Below are 21,412 nucleotides of genomic sequence, written 5' to 3' on the forward strand. Positions count from 1 at the left end.
AACAGCCCCTTCCATCACCTCAGACAAAGCCGCGCATAGGGTTACTCGGCGGTACGCGGGCAGATGTCGCGGTAGGGCGCGTCGGGGATGTACGTACGCCATCGGGCCGGGCTGAGCGTTGTGCCGGCCCGTGCGCAGACCCGGGTGAGGGCGTGGGCGGCGGTGATGGAATAGCGCTGGAGCGGGACGTGGTTGCCGGCGGCGTAGAGCGTGCCGCTGTCGGAGCTGAAGGCGAGGGAACGGATGCCCTCGCCGGGGGTCGGCAGGGGGCCGCCGAGGGGCCGTCGGGTGCTGGTGTCCCAGAGCTGCAGGGTGCCGGCGTCGCCGCCGACGGCGAGGGTGCGGCCGTCGGGACTGAAGGCGATGGCGCTGACGGCCTCGGGGGTGTCGTCCAGCGGTGCGGGGAAGACGCTGGGCAGGATTCCCGCGAGGTGGCGCAGGTTTCCGTCCCAGAGTTCGACGCGGCCGGTGAGGTCGCCGAAGGCCATGTGGGCGCCGTCGGGGCTGAACGCGAGGGCGCCGATCTCCGAGCCCAGGCTGAGGCCGCCCCCGGCCCCGGTGACCGTCCCGGAGGGCAGCAGGGCCGAGTTCCCGTTGCCGATGAGCAGCCGGCCGTCGGACCGGACGGCCATCGCGTTGCTGTCGAAGTTCTTGATCACGGCCGTTCTGCGCCGGTGCGCGGTGTCCCACACTTCGTTGCGCATCTCGATGCCGCTCTGCGTCCGCGCGGCCAGCAGCTTACGTCCGCCGGGACCGAGGGCGACCGCGATCACCGGCCCGGTGGACGAGGTCGATGCGAGGTCCACCGACGTCTGTTCGCGGTCGCGGGTGAGGTTCCACAGGACGATTCGCTGGGGCACGGCGTCCCAGCCGGGGGTGGACACGCCGTAGGCGAGCGCCTTGCCGTCGGGGCTGAAGGCCATCAGGGACATGGTGTACGCCGGCACCACGGGCTGGGACCGGTCCCTGGAGACCGGGAACGGCGGGGCGGGCAGCTCCCGGAGCAGGCGCCCGTCGCGGGTGTCGAGCAGCTGGAAGCGGTAGTGGCTGCCGGAGCGCTCGGCGGTGGCGAGGGTGGATCCGTCGGGGCTGAGCAGCGCGTTGTCCAGCGCGTGGCCGCGCCATCGGGAGGTGACGGCGGTCGTGAGGTCCAGGGTGTGGACGGTGCACCCTTCGAGGTAGCGCAGGATCGGGCGGCCGGGATCCCAGGCGAGGCCGCCGTAGAGGTGCTGGCCGTCCAGGGAGTGGCGGAAGACGGGGGCCTCGGGCGCCGACAGCCGCCACACCCGGATCTCGTTGTGGCCGGTGGCCGCCAGGAACCGGCCGTCCTGGCTGAAGCTGGCGTACTGCACGTCCGGGTAGGCGATGTCGGCGAGCTGCCGGCCGGAGGCGGTGTCCCAGGCGCGTACGCCGGTGCTGGTCATGGCGGTGAGCCGGTCGCCGGCGTCGAACTGGAGCAGCTCGTACTCGTCGTCGCAGATGCCGTGGACGCCTTCCCAGGCGCCGTGGACGGTGCGGTGGGCGGCGAGGTCCCACACGGCGGGCGAGCGGCCGTGGGAGCAGACGGCGACCAGCCGGTCGTCCGCGCTCGCGGCCAGGTCCGCGTCGCTGTCGGGGAACTCGTACAGCAGCCGGTCGCCGGCTGTGGAACGCAGCTGCGCCCGGTCGCTGTCGGCGGCGTGCAGCAGGTAGCTGCGGCCGCTGGGTCCGAAGCCGAGTAGGTCGGACATCGACAGAGCCTTGGCGGGGCCGGTCCACTTCCCGGTGGACGTGTCCCACAGCCGCTGGCCGTCGGCTGCCTGGAGCACGAGGACGCGGGCGTCCGGGCCGACCGCGAGCGGGGTCGAGTCCGCCGGCAGCCGGCCAGAGGCCGTGCGGCGGTGCGAGGCGACGTCCCAGGTCCGCCAGGTGTCGCCGTCCGAGCCCAGCAACGTATGGCCGGAGGCGGCGAGGAAGCGCCGGGAGTCCGCCCCGGAGGGGCTGACGACGAAGGCGTCCAGCTGCGGCTGGGCGAGAGCACCGAGCAGGGCGGAGCGGGTCTCGGTGAGCGGGGCCGTCCGCCAGGCGGCGGCGCTGAGCTGCATCGCGGTCCGGGGATCGGTGGACCGCATGGAGTCGGCGACCGCGGCCACCCGGCGGGCGGCCGTCTCGGTGTGGTCCCGCGTGCTGTTCCGGTGCTGCTGCCAGGCGACCGCACCGACCGTCAGCGACACGGCCAGAGCGGCGGAGAGCGCGGTGACCAGCCGCCGTGACCTGCGGGCGGTCCGGGCGGCGGCCCGGCGCTCACTGTCGCGGACGTCGAGGGCGGCGGTCAGGAAGGCCCGCTCCGTGGCGTTCAGCCAGTTCTCCCGCCCGTCCCGCAGGAACAGCTCCTCGTACCGGTCCAGCCGGGGGCCCCGGTACAGGGTGTCGGCGTCGCGGCCGAGCTCCAGCCAGGTGAGGGCGGCCTCGTTGAGCCGCCGGTGGTGACGCAGCCACTCGCGGTCCTCCTCGATCCAGTCGCTCAGCCGGGGCCAGCCGGTGACCAGGGACTCATGCGCGAGTTCCACGACCTGGGCGTCCACGGTCAGCAGCCGGGCGCGCGCCAGCCGTTCGACGACCACCGGCACCTCGGGATCGCCCCACGCCTCCAGTTCGAGGCGACGGGCCGGACGCCGGGTGTCCGCCGCGCCCTGGCCCGGCTCGATCAGCCGCAGCAGCACCTGCTGGGCCTTGAGGGCCTGGGCGGGCGACAGCTCGCCGTACACCCGCTCGGCGGTGGCGGCGATCGCGCCGTGCACGCCGCCCGCCGCCTCGTACGCGGCCATCGTCAGGGTCCGGCCCCGCCGTCGCTGCCAGGTCTCCAGCAGGGCGTGCGAAAGCATCGGCAGCGCCCCCGGCTGGTCGACGACCTCCTGCACGATCCGCGCCGTCAGCTCCCGCTCCACCAGCAGCCCGGCCGCCGCCGCCGGCTTGACGACCGCCTCCCGCAGCTCCGCCGGCGTCATCGGCCCGACCAGCAAATGGGCCTTGCGCAGCGCCTCCACGAGCCCCCGGTGCTCCGCGCACCGGCCGTAGAAGTCCGCCCGTACCGCGATCACCACCCGCAGCCGGCTCCCGGGCTCCCGGGCGGCCAGCAGCATGTCGATGAACCGCGCCCGCTCCGCCCGGTCCCGGCACAGCGTGAAGATCTCCTCGAACTGGTCGACCACCACCCAGCTGTCCGGCTCGCCCTCGCCCGGGGCCAGCAGCCGGCCATGGGTCGCCGCCGGGGTGGCTCCCGGGGCGAGCACCCGGAGCACCGCCGCGCAGCCCAGCTCCTGGATGCTCTGCTGAAGCCGCGGCACCAGCCCGGCCCGCAGCAGGGAGGACTTCCCGCTCCCCGACGCCCCGAACACCACGGCCAGCCGGTGCCCGTGCACCAGCTCCAGCAGCTCCCCGACCAGCCGCTCCCGCCCGAAGAACAGCCCCTGATCCCCCGGCTCGAACCGCACCAGCCCCCGATAGGGCGGCTGCTCCTCACTCGCCTGCCGTGCCGCCGCCTCCTCGGCCGCCGATTCCTCGGCCGCCGTCTTCCAGCGCAGCTCCCACTCCGCCGGGTCCGCCGCCCCGCACGCCCGCGCGTACGCCAGCACCACCGCCAGCGACGGCAGCCGCTCGCCGGCCGCCGCCTGCGCCAGCGTCGCCGCCGAGAAGTGCGCCCGCTGCGCCATCGCCCGGTACGCCGGTGAGCCGGCCCCGCTCCGCAGCACCCGCAACTCATGGGCCAGCCGCTGCACAGCTCCGGCCTCGGGATCCACCGGCCGCTCGGGACGCCCCATCACACCACCATTCACCTGGTAGAGACGTGTTGTTCCCCGGGCCCAGGGCCCTAGCGACGCTGCTTACCATGATCGCTCTGTGGCGGGAAGGATCAGATTGTCATATGTCCCATCGCGCAGTCGAGGTCAGCCGGCGGTCGCCGACGGCGTGCCGACCGACGTATCCGGGGCCGATGATTCCGATGCCGACGGCTGGACGTCCCGCGTGGTCCCCGCCGAAGAGGGCCGTTGGGTACGGGGTGCCGTGCTGGGCGCGGTGCTGGGCTCGGGCGTCCCCGAGGACGCCCTCGAGGGAGACGCCGAGGGGGTGGGCATGGCCGGGGGAGCGCTCGCGGACGGCGGGGCAAGCGGGATCGCCGGGGAGGGGGTCGCCGGGGGCGCCGTCAGCAGGTGGACGGGCAGCGCGATGAGGGCGGCGACGGCGCACGACGCCCCGACCCCGGCGGCGGCGCGGAGCATCCGGCGGCGGGCGGCGGTGCGGCGGATCGCCTCGTAGCGGCCGGAGGGCGGGCCGAGGTGTTCGGGGGCGGGCCGCAGGAGGAAGGCGAGGAGGTCGTCGTCGTGTTCGAGGTCCGGGCCGTCGTCAGAGTGTGTGGTCAAGGCTTCTCCTCAGGTCGGCGCGGAGCAGTTCTCGGGCCGCGTGGAGGTCGGCCTTGATGGTTCCTTCCTTGCGCCCGGTCAACACGGACACCTCCCGGATCGGCATGTCAGCGTAGTAGTGCAGCAGGATCGGGACGCGCAGCCGTTCCGGCAGCGACTGTACGAGCAGCCGCACCGACGGGTCGGCCTGCTCGTCCGGCGGGCGGACGGCGGCCTCATTGGTCGCGCGGCGCATGGCTCTGCGTTCGCGCTCCAGCTTGCGCCAGTGGTCACGCACGAGGTTGGCCGCCGTGACGTAGAGGAAGCCGCGGGGCTCCTCGACCGAGGTCCAGCGGGCCCAGAGCCGGGTGAACGCCTCCGAGGCGACCTCATGTGCCGTTTCGTCGTCGTCGACGAGCCGGCGGCACCAGCCGGCGAGACGTGGGTAGAGGGCGGCGAACAGCTCGGACGCTGCCTTGTCGCGGGACCGTTTCAACGCTCTCCATGGTCGTGAAGCACTCGTAGGGAAGGATCCCGGGCCGGTCGGCGTACGTCCAACGGCCCGGGAACCGAATTCAGCCCGTCCGGGTCAGCGCGGCGAAGACGACCACGTTGTCGCGGTATCCGTCACCGGTACGGGGGCCGCCGCAGGTGATGAGCCGCAACTCCGGGCGGTCCACGTCCCCGTAGACCGCCTTCGCGGGGAAGTGCGCCTTGGCGACCGTGCGTACGGTGCTGACGGCGAACTCCGCGGCCGTGCCGTTCTCCAGGCGCGCCACGATCCGGTCGCCCTGCCGCAGTCGCGCGAGGTGACGGAAGACCCCGTCGCCGTAGGCGCCGACCGTGACATGGGCGAGGAGCACCGACGGGCCGACCTGGCCCGGTGTCGGCGAGTACTTGTACCAGCCCGCCGGGGAGTTCGCCTCGATCGGCGGCACCTGCACAGTGCCGTCCGCGGCCAGCCCGAGCCGCATGACCGGGGTGTCGACCCCGATGGCCGGGATCTGCAGCCTGACCGGGACCGAACGCGCGAGGGCGCGCGGTGCCGTTGACCTGGGCGAGGCGGACCCCGATGCCGACGCCGACGCCGGTGTGAGCGTGGGAGTGGCCGTGCCGCTGGGCCGTGCGGTCGTGGCCTGGCTGCCGCAACCCACCAGCAGTGAGGCCATCGCCGCGGTGGCGAAGGCGCGCCTGGAGGGCGCGGTCATGCCCCGGTCGCCCGCCGGCGGCGCACGACGAACACGGCCGAGCCGCCCAGGACGAGCAGCGCGGCGGCGCCCCCGCCGATCAGCCCCTCCTGGGACCCGGACCCGGACTGCCCGGTCACCGGCACCACACCGGTGTTCGGCGCCCCGTTCGGCACGCGGCCGACCTGGGTCGGGGAGGCGGACGGGACGGCTGACGGGGCGGTGGTCGCGTCCGCGGACGAGTCCGTGGTCGGGGCGGTGGACGGGGAGGCGGTCGCCGCGACCGAGGGGACCGGGCTGGGGGACGTCCCGTCGGCGAACGCGGGCACGGCGCTCGCCAGGATGGCGGTGGCCGCGAGTGCCGTGGCCGTAAGGACAGTTCGGCGCATGATCGCTCTCTTTCGTCGGTCGGCCCGGGTTGTCGGCCGGGCCGGGTTACGGATCGAGCCAAGAGACGAGGCAGCGATGGAACCGGTTGTAAAGAGATGGCAAAGTCCGTGGCTGTGACGAACGGTCACGGATCGGCTACACCGCGGAGATGACATTTGTCATCGAAGTCGGTGACAGCGCGCACCGTCCCGGGCGCTCGCGAGGCCGGACGCTGGATCCATGGACATGGACAGCGGGGAGAGCGTGATCGAGGCAGCCGGAGTGCGCCGCAGTTACGGGGGCGGGTCCGGGGGCGGCTTCGAGGCAGTACGGGGAGTGTCCTTCGAGGTGGCGCGCGGCGAGCTGTTCGCGCTGCTGGGGACCAACGGGGCGGGGAAGACCTCCACGGTCGAGCTGCTGGAGGGGCTGGCCCGGCCGAGCGGGGGCATGGTGAGGGTCCTCGGCCGGGATCCGTACGCCGAACGGGCCCGGGTGCGGCCGAGGATCGGCGTGATGCTGCAGGAAGGGGGCTTCCCGGCGGAGCTGACGGTCGGGGAGACGGCCCGGATGTGGGCGGGCTGCGTGAACGGGGCCCGGCCGGTGGACGAGGCCCTCGCGATGGTGGGGCTGGCGGCCCGGCGCGGGGTGCGGACCAAGCAGCTGTCGGGAGGCGAACGGCGGCGGCTGGACCTGGGGCTGGCGCTGCTGGGACGGCCCGAGGTGCTGTTCCTGGACGAGCCGACGACCGGGCTGGACGCCGAAGGGCGCCGGGACACCTGGGAGTTGGTGCGGGAGCTGCGCGCGGACGGCACGACCGTGCTGCTGACCACGCACTACCTGGAGGAGGCCGAGGCGCTCGCCGACCGGCTGGCCATCATGCGGGACGGCCGGATCGTGGCCACCGGAACCCCCGCCGAGGTGGCGGGCGGGCGCCCGGCCCGGATCGCCTTCGGGCTGCCGGACGGCTGGTCGCCCGGCGATCTGCCCGTCAAGTGGCGCGAGGAATACGGATACGAGGAGCAGGAGGGGCGGGTCGTGCTGCACACGGACCGGATGCAGGAGAGGTTGACGGCGCTGCTGCGCTGGGCGGCGGACAACGACGTACGGCTGGAACGGCTGGACGCGCGGGAGGCGTCGTTGGAGGAGGCCTTCCTGGCGATCGTGGACGGAGGTGTCCGGTCATGACGTCCCTCTCGTCCCTCTCGACTTCGACGATGGCCGCCCTGGGGCGGGCCGAGCTCACCCTGCTGTGGCGGAACCGTACGGCCATGGCCACCGCGCTGCTGCTGCCGGCCGCCATGGTGGCGGCGATACGCCCGACGGCGATGCAGTTCGAGGGCGCCGACGAGCTCTCGATGAGCGGCGGCATCGGCTTCGTCCTGGTCTTCGTCGTCTACTACAACCTGGTGACCGCCTACGTCGCCCGGCGCGAGGAACTGGTCCTCAAGCGGCTGCGCAGCGGCGAGCCGACCGATCTGGAGATCCTGGCCGGGAGCGCCCTGCCCGCGGTGTCGCTGGCGCTGGCGCAGTGCGCGGTGCTGGTGGCCTCGGGCGCGCTGCTGCTGGACCTCGGCGTGCCCCGCAGGCCGGATCTGCTGCTGGGCGGACTGGGGTTGGGCCTGGTCATGATGGCGGCGCTGGCCGCCGCGTCCACGGTCTTCACGCGGAACGTGGAGCTGGCGCAGATCACCACGATGCCGCTGGTGCTGGCCTCCCTGGTCGGCTCGGGGCTGGTCATCCCGCTGGACGAACTGCCGCACATCGTGGGCGAGCTGTGCGAACTGCTGCCGCTGTCCCCGGTGATGACGCTCGTACGAGCCGGCTGGCTCGGCGGCCCGGAGGCGGGAGCGTACGAGGTGCTCAAAGCGCTGGGCATGGCGGTGGTCTGGACGGCGCTGGCCGTGTTTGCTGTACGCCGGTGGTTCCGCTGGGAACCGCGCCGATGAGGGCCGATGACGGGCGAGGAGACATGGGGGGATGGGGATGTCCAGGCTGACCGGCTGGTGGGACCGGCGTAGCGATGCCGCCCGGATCGAGCTGTACATGCGGTGGTCCTTCCACTCCTTCGCGCTGCTGGAGGTCGGGGCGGTCGTCCTCGTGACCAGCCAGCCCGGCATCCCGGCCTGGTTCCGCGTCGGCACGACCGGGCTGGTGGCAGTCCACGCCGTGCTGTGCGCGGTGCTGTCGGGCCGCGCCCTGGACTGGATCCTGGGCCGCCGTGCCCGGCCGGACCGGCTGCTCGTCGCCGTGGCCGCGCTGTCCGCGGGCGGCGCCGTGGCGACGCTGGCGCTGCGCGCGGCCGGCGCCGTTCCGGACGCCGCGGATGTGCCGATTCCCGTGGTCTGCTTCACCTCCTTCGGCCTGGGCGCGGTGGTCCTGGTCATCCGCCGCACGCGCCGGATGCTGTACGCGGTGCTCGGCACCGCTGTCGGCACGGCGGCGGTGGCCGCGGCGCTGGGGCTGCCGGCCAAGGAGGCCTTCCCGATGGCTTTCGTGGTGCTCATGAGCAGTGTCGCGTGGGTGATCACCTGCGGCTTGTCCGCCTGGCTGGTGCGCACCGTCTGGGACCTGGACGCGGCCCGCGAGCTGCAGTCGCGGCTCGCGGTGGCGGAGGAACGGCTGAGGTTCGGGCGGGACCTGCACGATGTGATGGGGAGCAACCTGGCGGTGATCGCCCTCAAAAGCGAGCTGGCCGTGCAACTGGCCCGCCGGGGACAGCCGGAGGCGTTGGAGCAGATGATCGAGGTGCAGCGGATCGCGCAGGAGTCGCAGCGCGAGGTGCGCGATGTCGTACGCGGCTACCGCCGGGCGGACCTCGCGGTCGAGCTGGCCGGGGCGCTGTCCGTACTGCGGGCGGCCGGTGTCGACGGCCGGGCCGAGGGGGACAACGGGAGCGCGCTGCCGCCCGGCGTACAGGCGGCCCTGGCCTGGGTCGTTCGCGAGGCCACGACCAATGTCCTGCGGCACAGCGAGGCGAAGCGCTGCACCATCCGGCTGTCCGTCGGGCCCTCGGTGGTCCTCGCCGTCGAGAACGACGGTGTCCCCGAGCCCGCCGGGGACGGCACCGGCGGCTCCGGCCTGGCCGGACTGCGCGAACGGCTGGCCGCCCAGGGCGGCACCCTGACCGCCGAGCCGGGGCCGGGCTCCTTCCTCCTCACGGCGACCGTATGATCCGGGTTCTCCTGGCCGACGACGAGCACCTCATCCGGGGTGCGCTGGCCGCCCTGCTCTCCTACGAGGACGATCTCCTGGTCGTCGCCGAGGCCGCCTCCGGCCCCGAGGCGATCGCCATGGCCCTGGCCCACCTCCCCGACATCGCCGTCCTGGACCTGCAGATGCCCGGCGGCCCGGGAGCGGCCGACGGCGTCGCCGTCGCCACCGCCCTGCGGGACCGGCTCCCCGCCTGCCGCACGATGATCGTCACCGGCCACGGCCGCCCCGGCCACCTCAAGCGGGCGCTGGCCGCCGGCGTACGCGGCTTCGTGCCCAAGACCGTGTCCGCCGAGCGGCTCGCCGAGATCATCCGTACCGTCCATGCAGGAGGCCGTTACGTCGACCCCGAACTCGCCGCCGACGCCATCAGCGCCGGCGCCTCCCCCCTCACAGCCCGCGAGACCGAACTCCTCGAACTCGCCGCCGACGGCGCCCCGATAGCCGACATCGCCCGCCGCGCCTCGCTCTCCCCGGGCACCGTCCGCAACTACCTGTCCTCCGCCGCCGCAAAGCTCTCCGCCGGGAACCGCCACACGGCCGTACGCGCCGCCCGCGAGCGCGGCTGGATCCCTTAGGGGGTGTCTGGCGGATCTCCGTGGCGTCGCGTGCCCTGGCACCAGCCGCTGGCGCGGCGGGCCGCTCCTTCCCCACGGAGATCCGCCAGACACCCCCTAGTTGAGCCGTGCAGATCCGTGCAGAGCCTGGAAACTTTGCGCAAAAGTTCCTGCGGCTCACGGGGCGCAATGGTTATCGTCATTTGTGTGACAGCCACGTCCGACTCAACCGATCGGTCGCGGAGATCGTCCTTACCTCCGCCTCCGGCCCGGTTGAAGCCGAGACAGCTGGCTCGCAATGTCTGGCGATCAAGAGCACAGTTGGGTCAGCTCCCGTACTGGCTGGTGTTCAGGGGCGGACCGATCTTTCTCGGGGTCGCGGCGGCGTTCGTGGTCAGCGGGGTCATGATCGGCTGGGGCGATTCGTACGACGTGCTGCTGGGCATCGAGTCCCCTCGCTCCAGCGGGAACAACGCCGCGACGTGGGTGCTCTCGCTGGTCGGCTGGCTCGGGGTCCCCTCCCTGATCGGGGCGGTCGCGGGGCACATCGTCTCGGCCGGGATCACCGCACGGAGGAAGGCGACGTACGACGAGATCGTGGATCTCATACGCCGTGAACTGCCCGGCCCGGGCCCGGGTTCGGGCGGCGACGGGGGAAGGGGTGACGGGTGAGGGCGCGAGTGCCGGTGACCAGGATCCGGAGCCTGGGCGATCCGGACGGCGATCCGGACGACCTTGAATTCGACCTGGACTTCGCCAAGATACATCCAGGGGGCTGGGATGAAGCTCAAGATCACTGGGAACAAGTAGTAGTGATGTTTCTCAACTGCGATCAGGTGAATGATCGCAAGGCCTCGGAATCGATGGCTTTCGCTGAGGACGCCGCCAAGCGGGTGCTGTGGCCGCTGGCGGTGGACGAGCGTTGCCCGAAATGCAGGCGGGTGGGCGGTTAGTGATGCCGGTTGGCAAGGTGAGCAAGGACAGCGTGTCCGATGTCTGTCGTGAGCTGCTGAAGTCGGCGTATCCGCACGACCAGAGCGCCGTCGCCGGCGAGGTGGTCGGGTACTTCACGGAGATCGCGCAGGACTCCGCGAAGGTGGACAGTCGCAAGGGTGCCCAGCGTGAACTGGAGCAGCTGGAGTGGCTGATGGCGCTGGAGCGGGGGCGGATCAAGAAGAAGGACCGCTGAGCCGGAGCTGAGCCGGAGCCGCAGGGCGTTTACGCCACGGTCCGCCACCCTTCCCAAGTGCGCAAACGGCCGACCAGCATGGACGGCATGGTTGCTGTCGCTTCGAAGAGGGCGGTGGAGTGGCTCGCTGCGGCCGCTTTCGATCCGCGTGAGTGCAAAAGGGCATGGGAACACGGCGAGAACGGCACCGTGCTGCTGGCAGCCGGGCGGTTCTGGGATGTGCTGATCCTCCCGGAGGACCTGGGGCTGCTGGCCCTCGACATCCTGCTGTGCATCCCGCAGTGCGAACCCGGGCCCACGCTCGCCGACTTCGGCGCCCGGCGGATCGGTTTCTTCCTGCCCCCGGACCCGTCGAGCCGCTGGATCGGCACCGGGATCCGCTACGCGGGCAAGGGAGCCTGGATCGTGGTGCCGGCCCCGGCGCGGGGCAGCGGGGCCATTCAGTGGCTGGTGCCGCCCGACGGCAGCGGGGTGCTGTATTCGGCGGGCGCGCTGGAGCTGGCCATTCATGAGGCGGCGGCGGAGCTGGCCCGTCAGTTGGTGGGCTGAACCGTCAGACCGGTGGATGCGGTTGCGGGTGCCTCGGCCAGCAGGCCGTCCCGCAGGGTCGACAGAATCCGCTTCAGGATCCGGCACACATGCATCTGTGAGACCCCGATCCGGTCGGCGATCTCGGTCTGGGTGAGTTCCGCGCCGAAGCGCAGTGACAGGATCATGCGGTCGCGCTCGTCGAGCCCGGCTATCAGCGGCTTGAGGCTGACGAGGTCGTCCACCCGTTCCAGGGACGGGTCCATGCGCCCGAGATGCGCGGTGAGGCTGCTCTCGACGCCGTCCTCGTCGACCGTGGCGTCCAGGGAGGACGCGGTGTAGGCGTTGTCCGTGGCGGTCCGGGCCTCGGTGATCTCGGCCTCGGTGACCTGCAGCGCGGCGGCGAGTTCGGGGGTGGTCGGATCGCGGCCGAGCTGCTTGCCGAGCGACTCGGTGGCCCGGGCGATGTCGATCCGGGCCTCCTGCAGCCGGCGCGGCACATGCGCGGCCCAGCTGGTGTCGCGGAAGAAGCGTTTCATCTCTCCGACGATGGTCGGCAGGGCGAAGCTGGTGAACTCCACCCCACGCTGGATGTCGAAGCGGTCCACCGCCTTGATCAGCCCGATCGTGCCGACCTGCATGATGTCGTCGATCTGCGAGTTGCGGGACTGGAAGCGGCGTGCGGCGAACCGCACCAGGGTCAGGTTGAGCTCGATGAGGGTGTTGCGCACGTACTGGTACTCGTGCGTGCCCTCTTCGAGCTCCCTCATCCGGGCGAACATCACCTTGGACAGGGCGCGCGCTTCGGCGCTGTCATGTGCAGCGGGTGCTATCACCTTTCGATCGTCGCGCCGGAGGAGTAACATGTCAACGGATACGTGAAATAAATTTCGGCAATCGCGGTTCGTAGAACCAGTTCGCAGAACGTACGAGGGAGAGCATGACGACCCCTGACCCCGACCCCGAGCAGGACCCCGCCCCCGAGGCCAACGGCCGCTGGACGTTTCTGACGAACCATGCCCGCGTCCTCCTTGAGCTGGCCCGGCAGCCGGACGCCCGGCTGCGGGACGTGGCCGTGCACGCCGGTATCACCGAGCGGGCGGCGCAGGGGATCGTCGCGGACCTGGTGGCCGGCGGGTATCTGACGAAGGTTCGGGTCGGCCGGCGCAATCGGTACACCATCAATCCCACCGGGCACTTCCGTCACCCGGCGGAGGCGAGCCACTTCGTGGGAGACCTGCTCAATGTCTTCGCCCATGACCCCGAGGCCGCCATCGAGTGATGCCCCCGTCCGGGTGGACCCGGCGGCCGTCGCGTGACGGTGCCCCCAACTGTGGGGACCGTTTGTGTGATTAATCGGCCGTCTGGTTGTTGGAGGTACCCGTGACGTCTGTGACCGATACTCAGTTCAGTGACAGCGACCTGGCCACGCTGCTGCTCGCCGTCGGCGCCGAGCCGCCCGTCGGCCCCGGGGTCTTCGAGGACTCCTTCCGGGACCTCGACCTGGACTCGCTGGCCCGCACCGAGATCGCCGCGCGCGTCGTGGAGCGCTGGGGCGTCGACGTGGAGGAACGACTTACCCCCGAGACGACCCCCACGCAGCTGCGCCTCATGGTCGAGGGCGAGGTGGCGGCACGATGACCGCGCACACCGAGAACGAGATCGTCATCGACGCCCCGTTCACCTATGTCTGGACCCGCACGAACGACGTGGCCGCCTGGCCCGACCTCTTCAGCGAATACGCCGAGGCCGAGATCCTGAGCCACGAGGGCAGCACGGTCACCTTCCGGCTGGCCATGCACCCCGACGAGAAGGGCCGCGTCTGGTCCTGGGTCTCCGAACGCACCACCGACCTGGCCTCCCGCACGGTGCGCGCCCGCCGCGTGGAGACCGGCCCCTTCGAGTTCATGAACATCTTCTGGCAGTACGAGGAGCTCGGCCCCGAGCAGACCCGGATGCGCTGGGTCCAGGACTTCCGGATGAAGCCAGACGCGCCCGTGGACGACGAGGGCATGCGGCACCGCATCAACGGCAACTCCAAGGTGCAGCTCCAGCTCATCAAGGACCGCCTGGAGGCCCGTCGCACCCGCGCCGTCCACATCACCGACGTCAAGGCCGACAACCGGCGCGGCGGTGATCTGCGCACCCTGCTCACCCCCGGCTCGGTGGGCACCACCGACGGCTTCTGCGGCATCGTGCTGCTGGGCCCCGGTGAGGCGGTGGCCGAGCACTACCACCCGTACTCCCAGGAGTATCTGGTGGTCGTGGACGGCGAGCTGCGGATCGACCTCGACGGGGTGCCGCATGTCGTCCGCGCCGACGAGGCGCTGCTCGTCCCGCGCAATGTCCGGCACCGGGTCGTCAACGAGAACGGCGCCCCCGCCCGTGGGGTGTTCTTCCTCAGCCCGCTCGCGCCGCGCCCGGACCTCGGCCATGTGGACACCGAGACCAGGGAAGAGGCGGCGGCGAAGGTCGTACGCGAGCTGGTCGACCGGTGACACGCCGGGTCGTGGTCACGGGCGTGGGAGCGGTCGCGCCCGGGGGCGTGGGGCGCGAGGCGTTCTGGGCGCGGATCACCGGCGGCCGCCCGGCGATCCGCCGGATCACCCGCTTCGACCCCGCCGAGTACCGCTCGCGGATCGCCGCCGAGTGCGACTTCGACCCCGTCGCGGCCGGGCTGACCCCGCAGGAGATCCGGCGCAACGACCGCTTCGCCCAGTTCGCCCTGGCCGCCTCGGCCGAGGCGCTGGGCGACAGCGGTCTGCGCGTCGAGGAGGAGGACCCGGACCGGATCGGCGTCAGCCTCGGCACGGCGGTCGGCGCCACCGTCACCCTGGAGGACGAGTACGTCGTCGCCAGCGACGCCGGCCGCCACTGGGAGGTCGACCCCGGCCACGGCATGCCCTTCCTCTACCGGGCCATGCACCCCTCCTCGGCCGCCAGCGAGATATCGCTGCGATACGGGCTGCACGGCCCCTGCGGCGTGGTCTCCACCGGCTGCACCTCCGGCATCGACGCCATCGGCTACGCCTTCCAGGCCATGCGGGACGGCGAGGCCGACATCATGCTCGCCGGTGCCTCCGACGCGCCCATCTCCCCGATCACCGTGGCCTGCTTCGACGCCATCCGGGCCACCACCACCGGCGGCGAGGACCCCGCGCAGGCCTCGACCCCCTTCGACCGGGAGCGCAGCGGCTTCGTCCTCGGCGAGGGCTGCGCCGTCCTGGTCCTGGAGGACCTCGGCCACGCCGTCGAGCGCGGGGCGCACATCTACTGCGAGGTGCGCGGCTTCGACAACCGGGCCAACGCCTTCCACATGACCGGTCTGCGCCCCGACGGCTACGAGCTCGGCGAGGCCATCATCTCCGCGATGTGCGAGGCCGGGGTCCGCCCCGACCAGCTGGACTACATCAGCGCCCACGGCTCCGGCACCACACAGAACGACCGCCACGAGACCGCCGCCTACAAGCGGGCCCTGGGCGAGCACGCCTACAAGGTGGCCATCAGCTCCATCAAGTCCGTCATCGGCCACTCCCTCGGCGCGATCGGCTCGCTGGAGATGGCCGCCTGCGCGCTCGCCGTCGACCGGGGCGTCATCCCGCCCACCGCCAACCTCGTCCACCCCGACCCCGAGTGCGACCTCGACTACACGCCCGTCTTCGCCCGCGAACAGCAGGTGCGGCACGCCCTGTCGGTGGGCAGCGGCTTCGGCGGCTTCCAGTCGGCGATGGTCTTCTCGGCCGTGGACGACCAGGAGGCCTCCGCATGACGAACAGGGCAGTCCTCACAGGCGTCGGCGTCGTCGCCCCGACCGGCATCGGCACCGTGCCGTACTGGCGCTCCACCCTCGGCGGCCGCAGCGGCCTGCGCCGCTTGGTCCGCCCCGACGCCACCCGTTCCCCGATCCGGGTGGCCGGGGAGGTCACCGGCTTCGAGCCCGCCGAGTGGATGACCAACAAGCTGCGGGTCCAGACCGACCGCTGGAGCTGGTTCGCGATGGCGGCGGCCGAGATGGCGCTCGCCGACGCCGCCCTCAACCCCGCCGAGCAGCTGCCCTTCCAGCTCTCGGTGGTCACCGCCGGCGGCTCGGGCGGCAACGAGTTCGGCCAGAAGGAGGAGCAGGCCCTGTGGGCCGAGCACCCCAGCAAGGTCAGCGCCTACCAGTCGATCGCCTGGTTCTACGCCGCCAGCACCGGCCAGCTCTCCATCCGGCACAACCTCACCGGCGGCTGTGGCGTCGTCTCGGCGGACGGCGCAGGCGGCCTCGACGCCCTCAAGCAGGCCTGGCGCCTGCTGCGCCGGGGCAGCAAGGCCGTCCTGGTCGGCGGCACCGAGGCCCCGCTGTCCCCGTTCGCGCTCACCTGCCAGAGCACCCTGCACACGGTCTATCGCGGCCAGGACCCCGGCCGCGCCTACCTGCCCTTCAGCCCGGACGCTGCCGGTTTCGTGCCCGGCGAGGGCGGCGCGCTGATGGTCCTGGAGGAGCGTTCGCACGCCGCCCTGCGCGGCGCCCGGATCTACGCCGAGCTGCTCGGCCACGCCGCCACGCACGACGCCCACCACCACACCGACCCCGCCCCGGACGGAGTCCAGCTCGCGAATGCGATCACCGCCGCCCTGGACCGGGCCGGCCGGGACCCGGACGACGTGGACGTGGTCTTCGCCGACGGCGCCGGCGACCCGGCCGGCGACGCGGCCGAGGCGGCGGCCCTGCGGAAGGTCTTCGGCCCCCGGCTGGGCGAGCTGCCGGTCAGCGTCCCCAAGTCGGCGGTCGGCAGGCTGACTTCCGGCGCCGGCGCGCTCGATGTGGCGGCGGCCGCGCTTGCCCTGCGCTCCGGCGTCGTGCCCCCGACGGCCGGGGGCGACGCGGACGCCAGCCGGGAGCGGTACGGGATCCGGCTGGTCACCCGGCGGACCCGGCCCGAGCGGCTGCGTACGGCGCTGGTGGTGGCCCGGGGGACGGGCGGCTTCAACAGCGCGGTCGTACTGGGTGCATTCGTATAAGACGGGTTATATCCAGCCAGAGGGTGAAAGAACAGGCTTCATGCGGCAATAACCGTCACGTCCTCTCCTCTGTCGCGTTTCACCTGGTGTCGGCGTCCGGAGCTGACGCCGTCGAACCTCAGAGGAGATTGAAACCCATGCTGAAGAAGGCTCTTGCCTGCGCTTCGCTCGCCGTCGCCGCCACTGGCGCCGCGGGTGCCATCGCCCCGGCCGCCATGGCCTCCGACACCTCCGGTGGCAGCTACTCGCAGAACACCAACCTGATTCCGCACCCCTGCGTGGACGTGAAGTACGTTCTGAACGGCGTTGGCGCGGTCGGCGTGCCGGTTCCGATTCTCAACGAGTTCGGTGGCCAGCAGTGCAACGAGAAGTCCAAGATCAAGGACAACCACAAGTCGCCGCTGTCGGACCTCCTCGACATCGGCGCCTACCAGGACTGACGCGCACCTCGCGCCGGTCGCCGGCTCTGAGCCCGGTCTCCCACGGTTGCTTCGTGGGAGACCGGGCTCTTCGCTGTCCTCGTGTCGTTTGTCGTGTCGTACGGACACAGGAGGGCGGCCGCCCCGCTGCTGCGGGACGGCCGCCTGAAGGGGTCCTGTTCGCTCAGTGCTGGTAGGCGCCGATGTCGGCAACGTCGGACAGCGGCGACTTGTGGTTGTCCACGATCTTGGACTTCTCGTTGCACTGCTGGCCACCGAACTCGTTGAGCGCCTGCACGGGAACGCCGGCCAGGCCGATGCCGTTGGCGACGTCCTTCACGTCGACGCAGAGGTGGGGCAGGACGTTGACGTTCTGCGAGTAGTCGCCACCGGAGGTGTCGGAGGCCTGGGCGGCGGGGGCCACGGCCACGGCGGCACCGGCGCTGGCGACGGCGAGGGCGGCGACGGCGAGGGTCTTCTTCAGCATGGGGTGTTGCTCCTGGGGTGTTGAAGTGAGGGTCAGGCGTTGACGCAGGTGTTGCCGATGGCCGGGTTGAGCAGGGCGAGGCCGTTGACGGTGTTGCCGCACAGGTTGATCGGCACGTGGATCGGGACCTGGATGACATTGCCGCTGACGACACCCGGGGAGCCGGCGGCAATCGCATCGGCCGAAGAGCCGTGGCCGTGGCCGTCGTGGGCGACGGCTCCGCCGGCGGTGCCGAGAACGGCGGCACCCGCGGCGACGGTCAGCACTGCGGCCTTCGAGAGACGCTTCACAAGGTCTTCCTTTCGTAGATCGATCGGTCTGGACAACGAGAGGCGTATGCGACGGATGCGAAGCTTCACCCGGTTGGCCCTGGCGCCCCCACCGGTCCGTGTCGTTGGGGAAACCATGAACATCTCCAAGGGAGCGAGCGCCGTCCTTCTCGCGATGTGCGCGGGTGCCGCGTCGGCCACCGGCGCGACGCCGGCAGCGGCGGCCGAGGGGGACCTGCCGAGCAGCGTCGTCGCCGACTCGAAGACGGTCATCAAGGCCCTGCCGCCCCAGGTGCGTACGGTCCCCGGGCAGATCAGGGACACGGTGTCGCCGCCCCAGCAGCCGGTGAACCTTCCTCCGTTGGGCGGTAAGGCGGGGGACCAGCAGCTCGACTTCGGGCCGTTCGGCATTCTGTCGGCCAATCGGACGAAGCCGGGCGAGATGGCGAGGAACGCGGTGGCCGGGGCGCTCAACAAGGTGGCGGCGGTCACCGAATCCGAATAGGGCTCCCAGAGAGCCGGACATGCCGGAGGCCGCCGGGGAGCGATGCGCCCCGGCGGCCTCCGTGCGTGCGGGCTTAGTGGTGGTTGTCGTGGCCGTGGTCGTGGTCGTGGCCGCTGCCGTTGACGCAGACGTTCCCGGTGGTCGGGTTCAGCAGGTGGATGAGGCCGATGCTGTTGCCGCAGATGTTGATCGGCACGTCCACCGGCACCTGGATGACGTTGCCGCTGAGCACGCCCGGGGAGCCGACCGCCTTGGCTTCGGCCGACGCTCCGCCGCTGTGGCCGTCGTGAGCCATGGCTCCGCCGGCGGTGCCGAGGACCGCGGCACCGGCCGCGACGGTCAGTGCTACGGCCTGGGTGAGACGCTTCACGAGCCGTTCCTTTCGTTGATCGTGATCGGGGGATCGTGGTGGTCAACGACGGCTTTACGGCCCGGATGCGCCGCATCACCCGCATGGCCCCCGGGGCCGCGCCGTCCGGAGTAGCTCCTGATACCCAGAATCTGGGGGGTGATCAGATGCCGCCCGGACAAGGAGCCTTACGTATGCGTGTGTCCCCGAGATGGGCGGCCGCCGCCGCTCTGATGACCGTCACAGCCCTCTCACCGGCCGCCGCGTCGGCCGATCCCGCACCCGTCGCGGATGCCGCCGGCCAGTACATCGTCACCATGACCGCCGGCACGGCCCCGGACGCGCTGCTGAAGCAGCTCGGCATCAAACCGCTGTACGTGTACGAGCACGCACTGCCGGGCTTCGCCGCCAGGCTCACCGCCGCCCAGGTCGCGCGGTTGCGTGCCGACCCGGGCGTCGACGAGGTGGAGCGGGACACGGTGGTCGCCATCCCGGAGGTGGAGGACGCCCCGTCCGACAACGACCTGGAGCCGCCGGACCCGCCCGACGCCGAGACGTCCGCGGCACCGGCAGCGGCGCCTGCAGCGGCACCGACCGCCGTGCCCGCCGTGCCCGCCGTGCCCGCAGCGCCCGCAGTGAAGCAGCGGATGGGCGGCTTCGTGCCCTGGGGGCTGTCCCGGATCAACCAGCGGACCATGGGCGGCACCGGGTTCTCCGTGAAGGCCACCGGCGCCAAGGTGACGGCGTACATCATCGACAGCGGTATCGAGTACACGCACCCGGACTTCGGGGGGCGGGCCGTGCCCGGCTTCGACGCGATCCATGACGGCCATGGCGGCGCGGACTGCAACGGCCACGGCACGCACGTGGCGGGCGTCGTCGGCGGCAGCTACACCGGGGTGGCCCGCAAGGCGCGGCTGGTGTCGGTGCGGGTGTTCCCGTGCTCGTCGCGCACGACGAACTCCGCGGTCATCGCCGGGATCGACTGGGTGGCCGGCCATGCGCGCAAGCCCGCGGTGGCCAATCTGTCGGTCTCCGGACGCTGGTCGCCGGCTGCGAACCGGGCGGTTGAGGGCCTGGCGAAGGCCGGGGTCTTCCCCGTCGTCGCGGCGGGCAACGAGAATGTGAACGCCTGCTTCGTGTCCCCGGCCAGTTCGCCGGGAGCCTTCTCCGTCGGGGCCATCGACGAGACCGACCGCAGGTCGTGGTTCAGCAACTGGGGCTCCTGCGTGGACATCCACGCGCCGGGCCAGGACATCCTGTCCTCGTACCTCAACGGCACGTTCCGCTCCATGGACGGCACCGCCATGGCCGCCCCGCATGTCACCGGGATCGCCGCGCTCTACAAGGACACCTACGGGGACGCGGACTTCGCCACCCTGTCGAAGTGGCTCTCGGGCAACGCGACCCGCAACGTCCCGATCGACGGGGGGTACGGCACGGCGCGGCTGTTCGCCTACACGAACGGGCTGTGAACAGACGGCTGTGAACATACCGAAGGCCGCCGGGGAGAGGACCCTCTCCGGCGGCCTCGCGGTGTTCGAGCTCAGTGCTGGTGGTGCTTGCCGTCCGCGTTGACGCAGGTGTTGCCGATCGCCGGGTTGAGCAGGGCGAGGAAGTTGAGAGTGTTGCCGCACAGGTTGATCGGCACGTGGACCGGGACCTGGATGACGTTGCCGCTGAGCACGCCGGGGGAGCCGACCGCGGCCGCGGCCGCGTTGGAGTCGGCCAGGGCTCCGCCCGCGGAGCCGACAACGGCCGCGCCGGCGGCAGCGGTCAGGACGGCGGCCTTGGAGATACGGTTCACGATCGTGCCTTTCGTTGATCACGTAGGGGACCCTGAACAACGACCGGGGCATTCCCCGGATGCGCCTGCCCGGCGGGTGTCACCCGAATAGTCCTTGTGACGTGCCGTCACCTCTCCTGTATGTGACGGTGAGTCACATGTTGAGTTCTCTTGTCACCGCCTTGTCCGCGGCCGCCCTGCTCTCCTCCGGCTGGGCGGCGGCTCCGGGACCGGATCCGGAGCCGGCACCCGGGCAGGCTCCTGGCGGTGGCGTGTCCGAATCCCCGTTCTGGGTGAATCCGGACACCCGGGCCGCCCGCCAGGCCGCGGCCTGGGAGGCGCGCGGGCGGGAGAGCGACGCCGCGCTGCTGCGCCGTATCGCCGGCCAGCCCACCGCCACCTGGGTCGGCGACCGCGACCCCGAGCCCGAGGTCCGCCGGATCACCGTCGCCGCGGCCTACCAGGACCGCATCCCCGTCATCGCCGCCTACGACATCCCGCACCGCGACTGCGGCTACTACTCCGCCGGCGGGGCCTCCAGCGCGTCCGCCTACCGGCGCTGGATCCGGCGGCTCGCGGCGGGCATCGAGGACCGCAAGGCGCTGGTGATCCTTGAGCCGGACGCCGTCGCCCAGCTGGTGGCCGGCTGTGAGGGCGCAGAACTGGAGGGCGACCGGCTCGAGCTTCTCGGTGAGGCCGTCAAGGCGCTCAAGGCGCTCCCCCGAACGAAGGTCTATCTCGACGCCGGCAACGCGGGGTGGATCCCCGACCAGACAGTCCTCGTCGAGGCCCTCTGGCAGGCCGGGGTCCGCGACGCGGACGGCTTCGCCCTGAACGTCTCCAACTTCCAGACCACCGAGGTCAGCCGCGCGTACGGGGACCAGCTCTCGCGCAAGCTCGGCGGCGTCCACTACGTCATCGACACCAGCCGCAACGGCAACGGGCCCTGGCTCGCGCAGGGCGACAGCGAGGCCTGGTGCAACCCGCCGCACCGGGCGCTCGGGCAGCCGCCGACCGTTGCCACGGGCAGTCCGCTCATCGACGCGTACCTGTGGGTCAAACGGCCCGGCGAGTCCGACGGCGCGTGCCGCGGCGCTCCGCCGGCGGGGCACTGGTGGGCCTCGTACGCGCTCGACCTGGCGCGCGCCTCGCTCACTGCGTGATCATCGGCCGC

General features: G+C 71.9%; 27 protein-coding genes. 17 read left to right on the plus strand and 10 right to left on the minus strand.

Translation table 11 applies throughout. From position 1 onward, the window contains the following. Positions 1 to 41 precede the first annotated feature (41 nt). The 5 genes from OG607_RS31905 to OG607_RS31925 form a co-directional block, all read right to left on the minus strand. Complete coding sequence (locus OG607_RS31905; RefSeq protein WP_405730800.1) at positions 42 to 3,800, minus strand: hypothetical protein; 3,759 nt, start codon at positions 3,798 to 3,800, stop codon at positions 42 to 44. 126 nt (positions 3,801 to 3,926) lie between these two features. Next, the gene (locus tag OG607_RS31910; RefSeq protein WP_405730802.1) at positions 3,927 to 4,400 is read right to left on the minus strand and encodes a hypothetical protein; all 474 of its coding nucleotides are present in this window, start codon (positions 4,398 to 4,400) and stop codon (positions 3,927 to 3,929) included. Further along, positions 4,384 to 4,875, minus strand: coding sequence for an RNA polymerase sigma factor (locus OG607_RS31915; RefSeq protein WP_405730804.1), 492 nt, complete (start codon positions 4,873 to 4,875; stop codon positions 4,384 to 4,386). Before OG607_RS31915 ends, OG607_RS31910 begins: the two co-directional genes overlap by 17 nt. A gap of 79 nt (positions 4,876 to 4,954) precedes the next feature. Further along, positions 4,955 to 5,587: a class F sortase gene (locus OG607_RS31920; RefSeq protein ID WP_405730805.1), complete on the minus strand. Its 633-nt coding sequence runs from the start codon at positions 5,585 to 5,587 to the stop codon at positions 4,955 to 4,957. Beyond that, on the minus strand, positions 5,584 to 5,955 hold the full coding sequence (locus tag OG607_RS31925; RefSeq protein WP_405730807.1) for a sortase-dependent protein: 372 nt from the start codon (positions 5,953 to 5,955) through the stop codon (positions 5,584 to 5,586). The genes OG607_RS31920 and OG607_RS31925 overlap by 4 nt, the downstream gene beginning before the upstream one ends. A 226-nt stretch (positions 5,956 to 6,181) precedes the next feature. Between OG607_RS31925 and OG607_RS31930 the strand changes: the two genes are divergently transcribed. The 8 genes from OG607_RS31930 (at position 6,182) to OG607_RS31965 (ending at position 11,440) form a co-directional block, all read left to right on the plus strand. Then, positions 6,182 to 7,120: an ABC transporter ATP-binding protein gene (locus OG607_RS31930; protein WP_405737183.1), complete on the plus strand. Its 939-nt coding sequence runs from the start codon at positions 6,182 to 6,184 to the stop codon at positions 7,118 to 7,120. Beyond that, positions 7,117 to 7,881, plus strand: a complete 765-nt coding sequence (locus OG607_RS31935; RefSeq protein WP_405730809.1) for an ABC transporter permease — start codon at positions 7,117 to 7,119, stop codon at positions 7,879 to 7,881. The genes OG607_RS31930 and OG607_RS31935 overlap by 4 nt, the downstream gene beginning before the upstream one ends. A gap of 31 nt (positions 7,882 to 7,912) precedes the next feature. Further along, complete coding sequence (locus tag OG607_RS31940) at positions 7,913 to 9,106, plus strand: sensor histidine kinase (protein ID WP_405730811.1); 1,194 nt, start codon at positions 7,913 to 7,915, stop codon at positions 9,104 to 9,106. Further along, entirely contained in the window at positions 9,103 to 9,723 is a 621-nt protein-coding gene (locus OG607_RS31945) for a response regulator (protein WP_405730813.1), read from the plus strand. The genes OG607_RS31940 and OG607_RS31945 overlap by 4 nt, the downstream gene beginning before the upstream one ends. 300 nt (positions 9,724 to 10,023) lie before the next feature. Continuing rightward, positions 10,024 to 10,374 (plus strand): DUF6313 family protein, encoded by a 351-nt coding sequence (locus tag OG607_RS31950; protein ID WP_405730815.1) that lies wholly within the window; start codon positions 10,024 to 10,026, stop codon positions 10,372 to 10,374. Positions 10,375 to 10,388: 14 nt separating this feature from the next. After that, a complete protein-coding gene (locus OG607_RS31955) occupies positions 10,389 to 10,655 on the plus strand; it encodes a DUF6313 family protein (protein ID WP_405730817.1) in 267 nt (88 codons plus the stop codon). Positions 10,656 to 10,687: 32 nt separating this feature from the next. Further along, positions 10,688 to 10,891, plus strand: a complete 204-nt coding sequence (locus OG607_RS31960) for a hypothetical protein (RefSeq protein WP_405730819.1) — start codon at positions 10,688 to 10,690, stop codon at positions 10,889 to 10,891. 87 nt (positions 10,892 to 10,978) lie between these two features. Next, positions 10,979 to 11,440: a hypothetical protein gene (locus OG607_RS31965; protein ID WP_405730821.1), complete on the plus strand. Its 462-nt coding sequence runs from the start codon at positions 10,979 to 10,981 to the stop codon at positions 11,438 to 11,440. Here OG607_RS31965 and OG607_RS31970 read toward each other — a convergent pair. Further along, positions 11,425 to 12,285 carry a SigB/SigF/SigG family RNA polymerase sigma factor gene (locus OG607_RS31970; RefSeq protein ID WP_405730823.1) on the minus strand — a complete coding sequence of 287 codons (861 nt, stop codon included), beginning with the start codon at positions 12,283 to 12,285 and terminating at the stop codon, positions 11,425 to 11,427. The genes OG607_RS31965 and OG607_RS31970 overlap by 16 nt on opposite strands. Before the next feature lie 74 nt (positions 12,286 to 12,359). On the opposite strand from OG607_RS31970, the gene OG607_RS31975 reads away from it, so the two are divergent. The 6 genes from OG607_RS31975 to OG607_RS32000 all read left to right on the plus strand — a co-directional run bounded on the left by OG607_RS31975 (position 12,360) and on the right by OG607_RS32000 (position 16,863). Next, entirely contained in the window at positions 12,360 to 12,701 is a 342-nt protein-coding gene (locus OG607_RS31975; protein ID WP_405730825.1) for a helix-turn-helix transcriptional regulator, read from the plus strand. 110 nt (positions 12,702 to 12,811) lie between these two features. Next, positions 12,812 to 13,060, plus strand: coding sequence for a phosphopantetheine-binding protein (locus OG607_RS31980; RefSeq protein ID WP_405730826.1), 249 nt, complete (start codon positions 12,812 to 12,814; stop codon positions 13,058 to 13,060). Further along, entirely contained in the window at positions 13,057 to 13,917 is an 861-nt protein-coding gene (locus OG607_RS31985) for a cupin domain-containing protein (RefSeq protein ID WP_405730828.1), read from the plus strand. The genes OG607_RS31980 and OG607_RS31985 overlap by 4 nt, the downstream gene beginning before the upstream one ends. After that, entirely contained in the window at positions 13,914 to 15,188 is a 1,275-nt protein-coding gene (locus tag OG607_RS31990; protein ID WP_405730830.1) for a beta-ketoacyl-[acyl-carrier-protein] synthase family protein, read from the plus strand. Before OG607_RS31985 ends, OG607_RS31990 begins: the two co-directional genes overlap by 4 nt. Beyond that, positions 15,185 to 16,423 carry a beta-ketoacyl synthase N-terminal-like domain-containing protein gene (locus OG607_RS31995; RefSeq protein ID WP_405730831.1) on the plus strand — a complete coding sequence of 413 codons (1,239 nt, stop codon included), beginning with the start codon at positions 15,185 to 15,187 and terminating at the stop codon, positions 16,421 to 16,423. Before OG607_RS31990 ends, OG607_RS31995 begins: the two co-directional genes overlap by 4 nt. 137 nt (positions 16,424 to 16,560) lie before the next feature. Continuing rightward, positions 16,561 to 16,863, plus strand: a complete 303-nt coding sequence (locus OG607_RS32000) for a hypothetical protein (RefSeq protein ID WP_405730833.1) — start codon at positions 16,561 to 16,563, stop codon at positions 16,861 to 16,863. A 163-nt stretch (positions 16,864 to 17,026) separates the two neighbouring features. Here OG607_RS32000 and OG607_RS32005 read toward each other — a convergent pair whose 3' ends face one another. Both OG607_RS32005 and OG607_RS32010 read right to left on the minus strand, forming a co-directional pair. Continuing rightward, positions 17,027 to 17,329: a hypothetical protein gene (locus OG607_RS32005; RefSeq protein ID WP_405730835.1), complete on the minus strand. Its 303-nt coding sequence runs from the start codon at positions 17,327 to 17,329 to the stop codon at positions 17,027 to 17,029. A 32-nt stretch (positions 17,330 to 17,361) separates the two neighbouring features. Beyond that, positions 17,362 to 17,619, minus strand: coding sequence for a chaplin (locus OG607_RS32010; protein WP_405730837.1), 258 nt, complete (start codon positions 17,617 to 17,619; stop codon positions 17,362 to 17,364). 115 nt (positions 17,620 to 17,734) lie between these two features. Here OG607_RS32010 and OG607_RS32015 point away from each other — a divergent pair, with 115 nt between their 5' ends. Beyond that, positions 17,735 to 18,103 (plus strand): hypothetical protein, encoded by a 369-nt coding sequence (locus OG607_RS32015; protein ID WP_405730839.1) that lies wholly within the window; start codon positions 17,735 to 17,737, stop codon positions 18,101 to 18,103. A gap of 73 nt (positions 18,104 to 18,176) precedes the next feature. Here OG607_RS32015 and OG607_RS32020 read toward each other — a convergent pair whose 3' ends face one another. After that, positions 18,177 to 18,473 carry a chaplin gene (locus OG607_RS32020; protein WP_405730841.1) on the minus strand — a complete coding sequence of 99 codons (297 nt, stop codon included), beginning with the start codon at positions 18,471 to 18,473 and terminating at the stop codon, positions 18,177 to 18,179. Between the two features lie 173 nt (positions 18,474 to 18,646). On the opposite strand from OG607_RS32020, the gene OG607_RS32025 reads away from it, so the two are divergent. After that, positions 18,647 to 19,927 carry a S8 family peptidase gene (locus tag OG607_RS32025; protein ID WP_405730842.1) on the plus strand — a complete coding sequence of 427 codons (1,281 nt, stop codon included), beginning with the start codon at positions 18,647 to 18,649 and terminating at the stop codon, positions 19,925 to 19,927. A 71-nt stretch (positions 19,928 to 19,998) separates the two neighbouring features. Here the strand turns inward: OG607_RS32025 and OG607_RS32030 are convergent, their stop codons facing one another. Then, the gene (locus tag OG607_RS32030; RefSeq protein WP_405730844.1) at positions 19,999 to 20,259 is read right to left on the minus strand and encodes a chaplin; all 261 of its coding nucleotides are present in this window, start codon (positions 20,257 to 20,259) and stop codon (positions 19,999 to 20,001) included. A gap of 137 nt (positions 20,260 to 20,396) precedes the next feature. Here OG607_RS32030 and OG607_RS32035 point away from each other — a divergent pair, with 137 nt between their 5' ends. Next, positions 20,397 to 21,401 (plus strand): glycoside hydrolase family 6 protein, encoded by a 1,005-nt coding sequence (locus OG607_RS32035; RefSeq protein ID WP_405730846.1) that lies wholly within the window; start codon positions 20,397 to 20,399, stop codon positions 21,399 to 21,401. The last annotated feature ends 11 nt before the right edge of the window (positions 21,402 to 21,412 follow it).

Source organism: Streptomyces sp. NBC_01537 (genome assembly GCF_045040445.1).
In the GTDB taxonomy this organism is placed as follows: domain Bacteria; phylum Actinomycetota; class Actinomycetes; order Streptomycetales; family Streptomycetaceae; genus Actinacidiphila.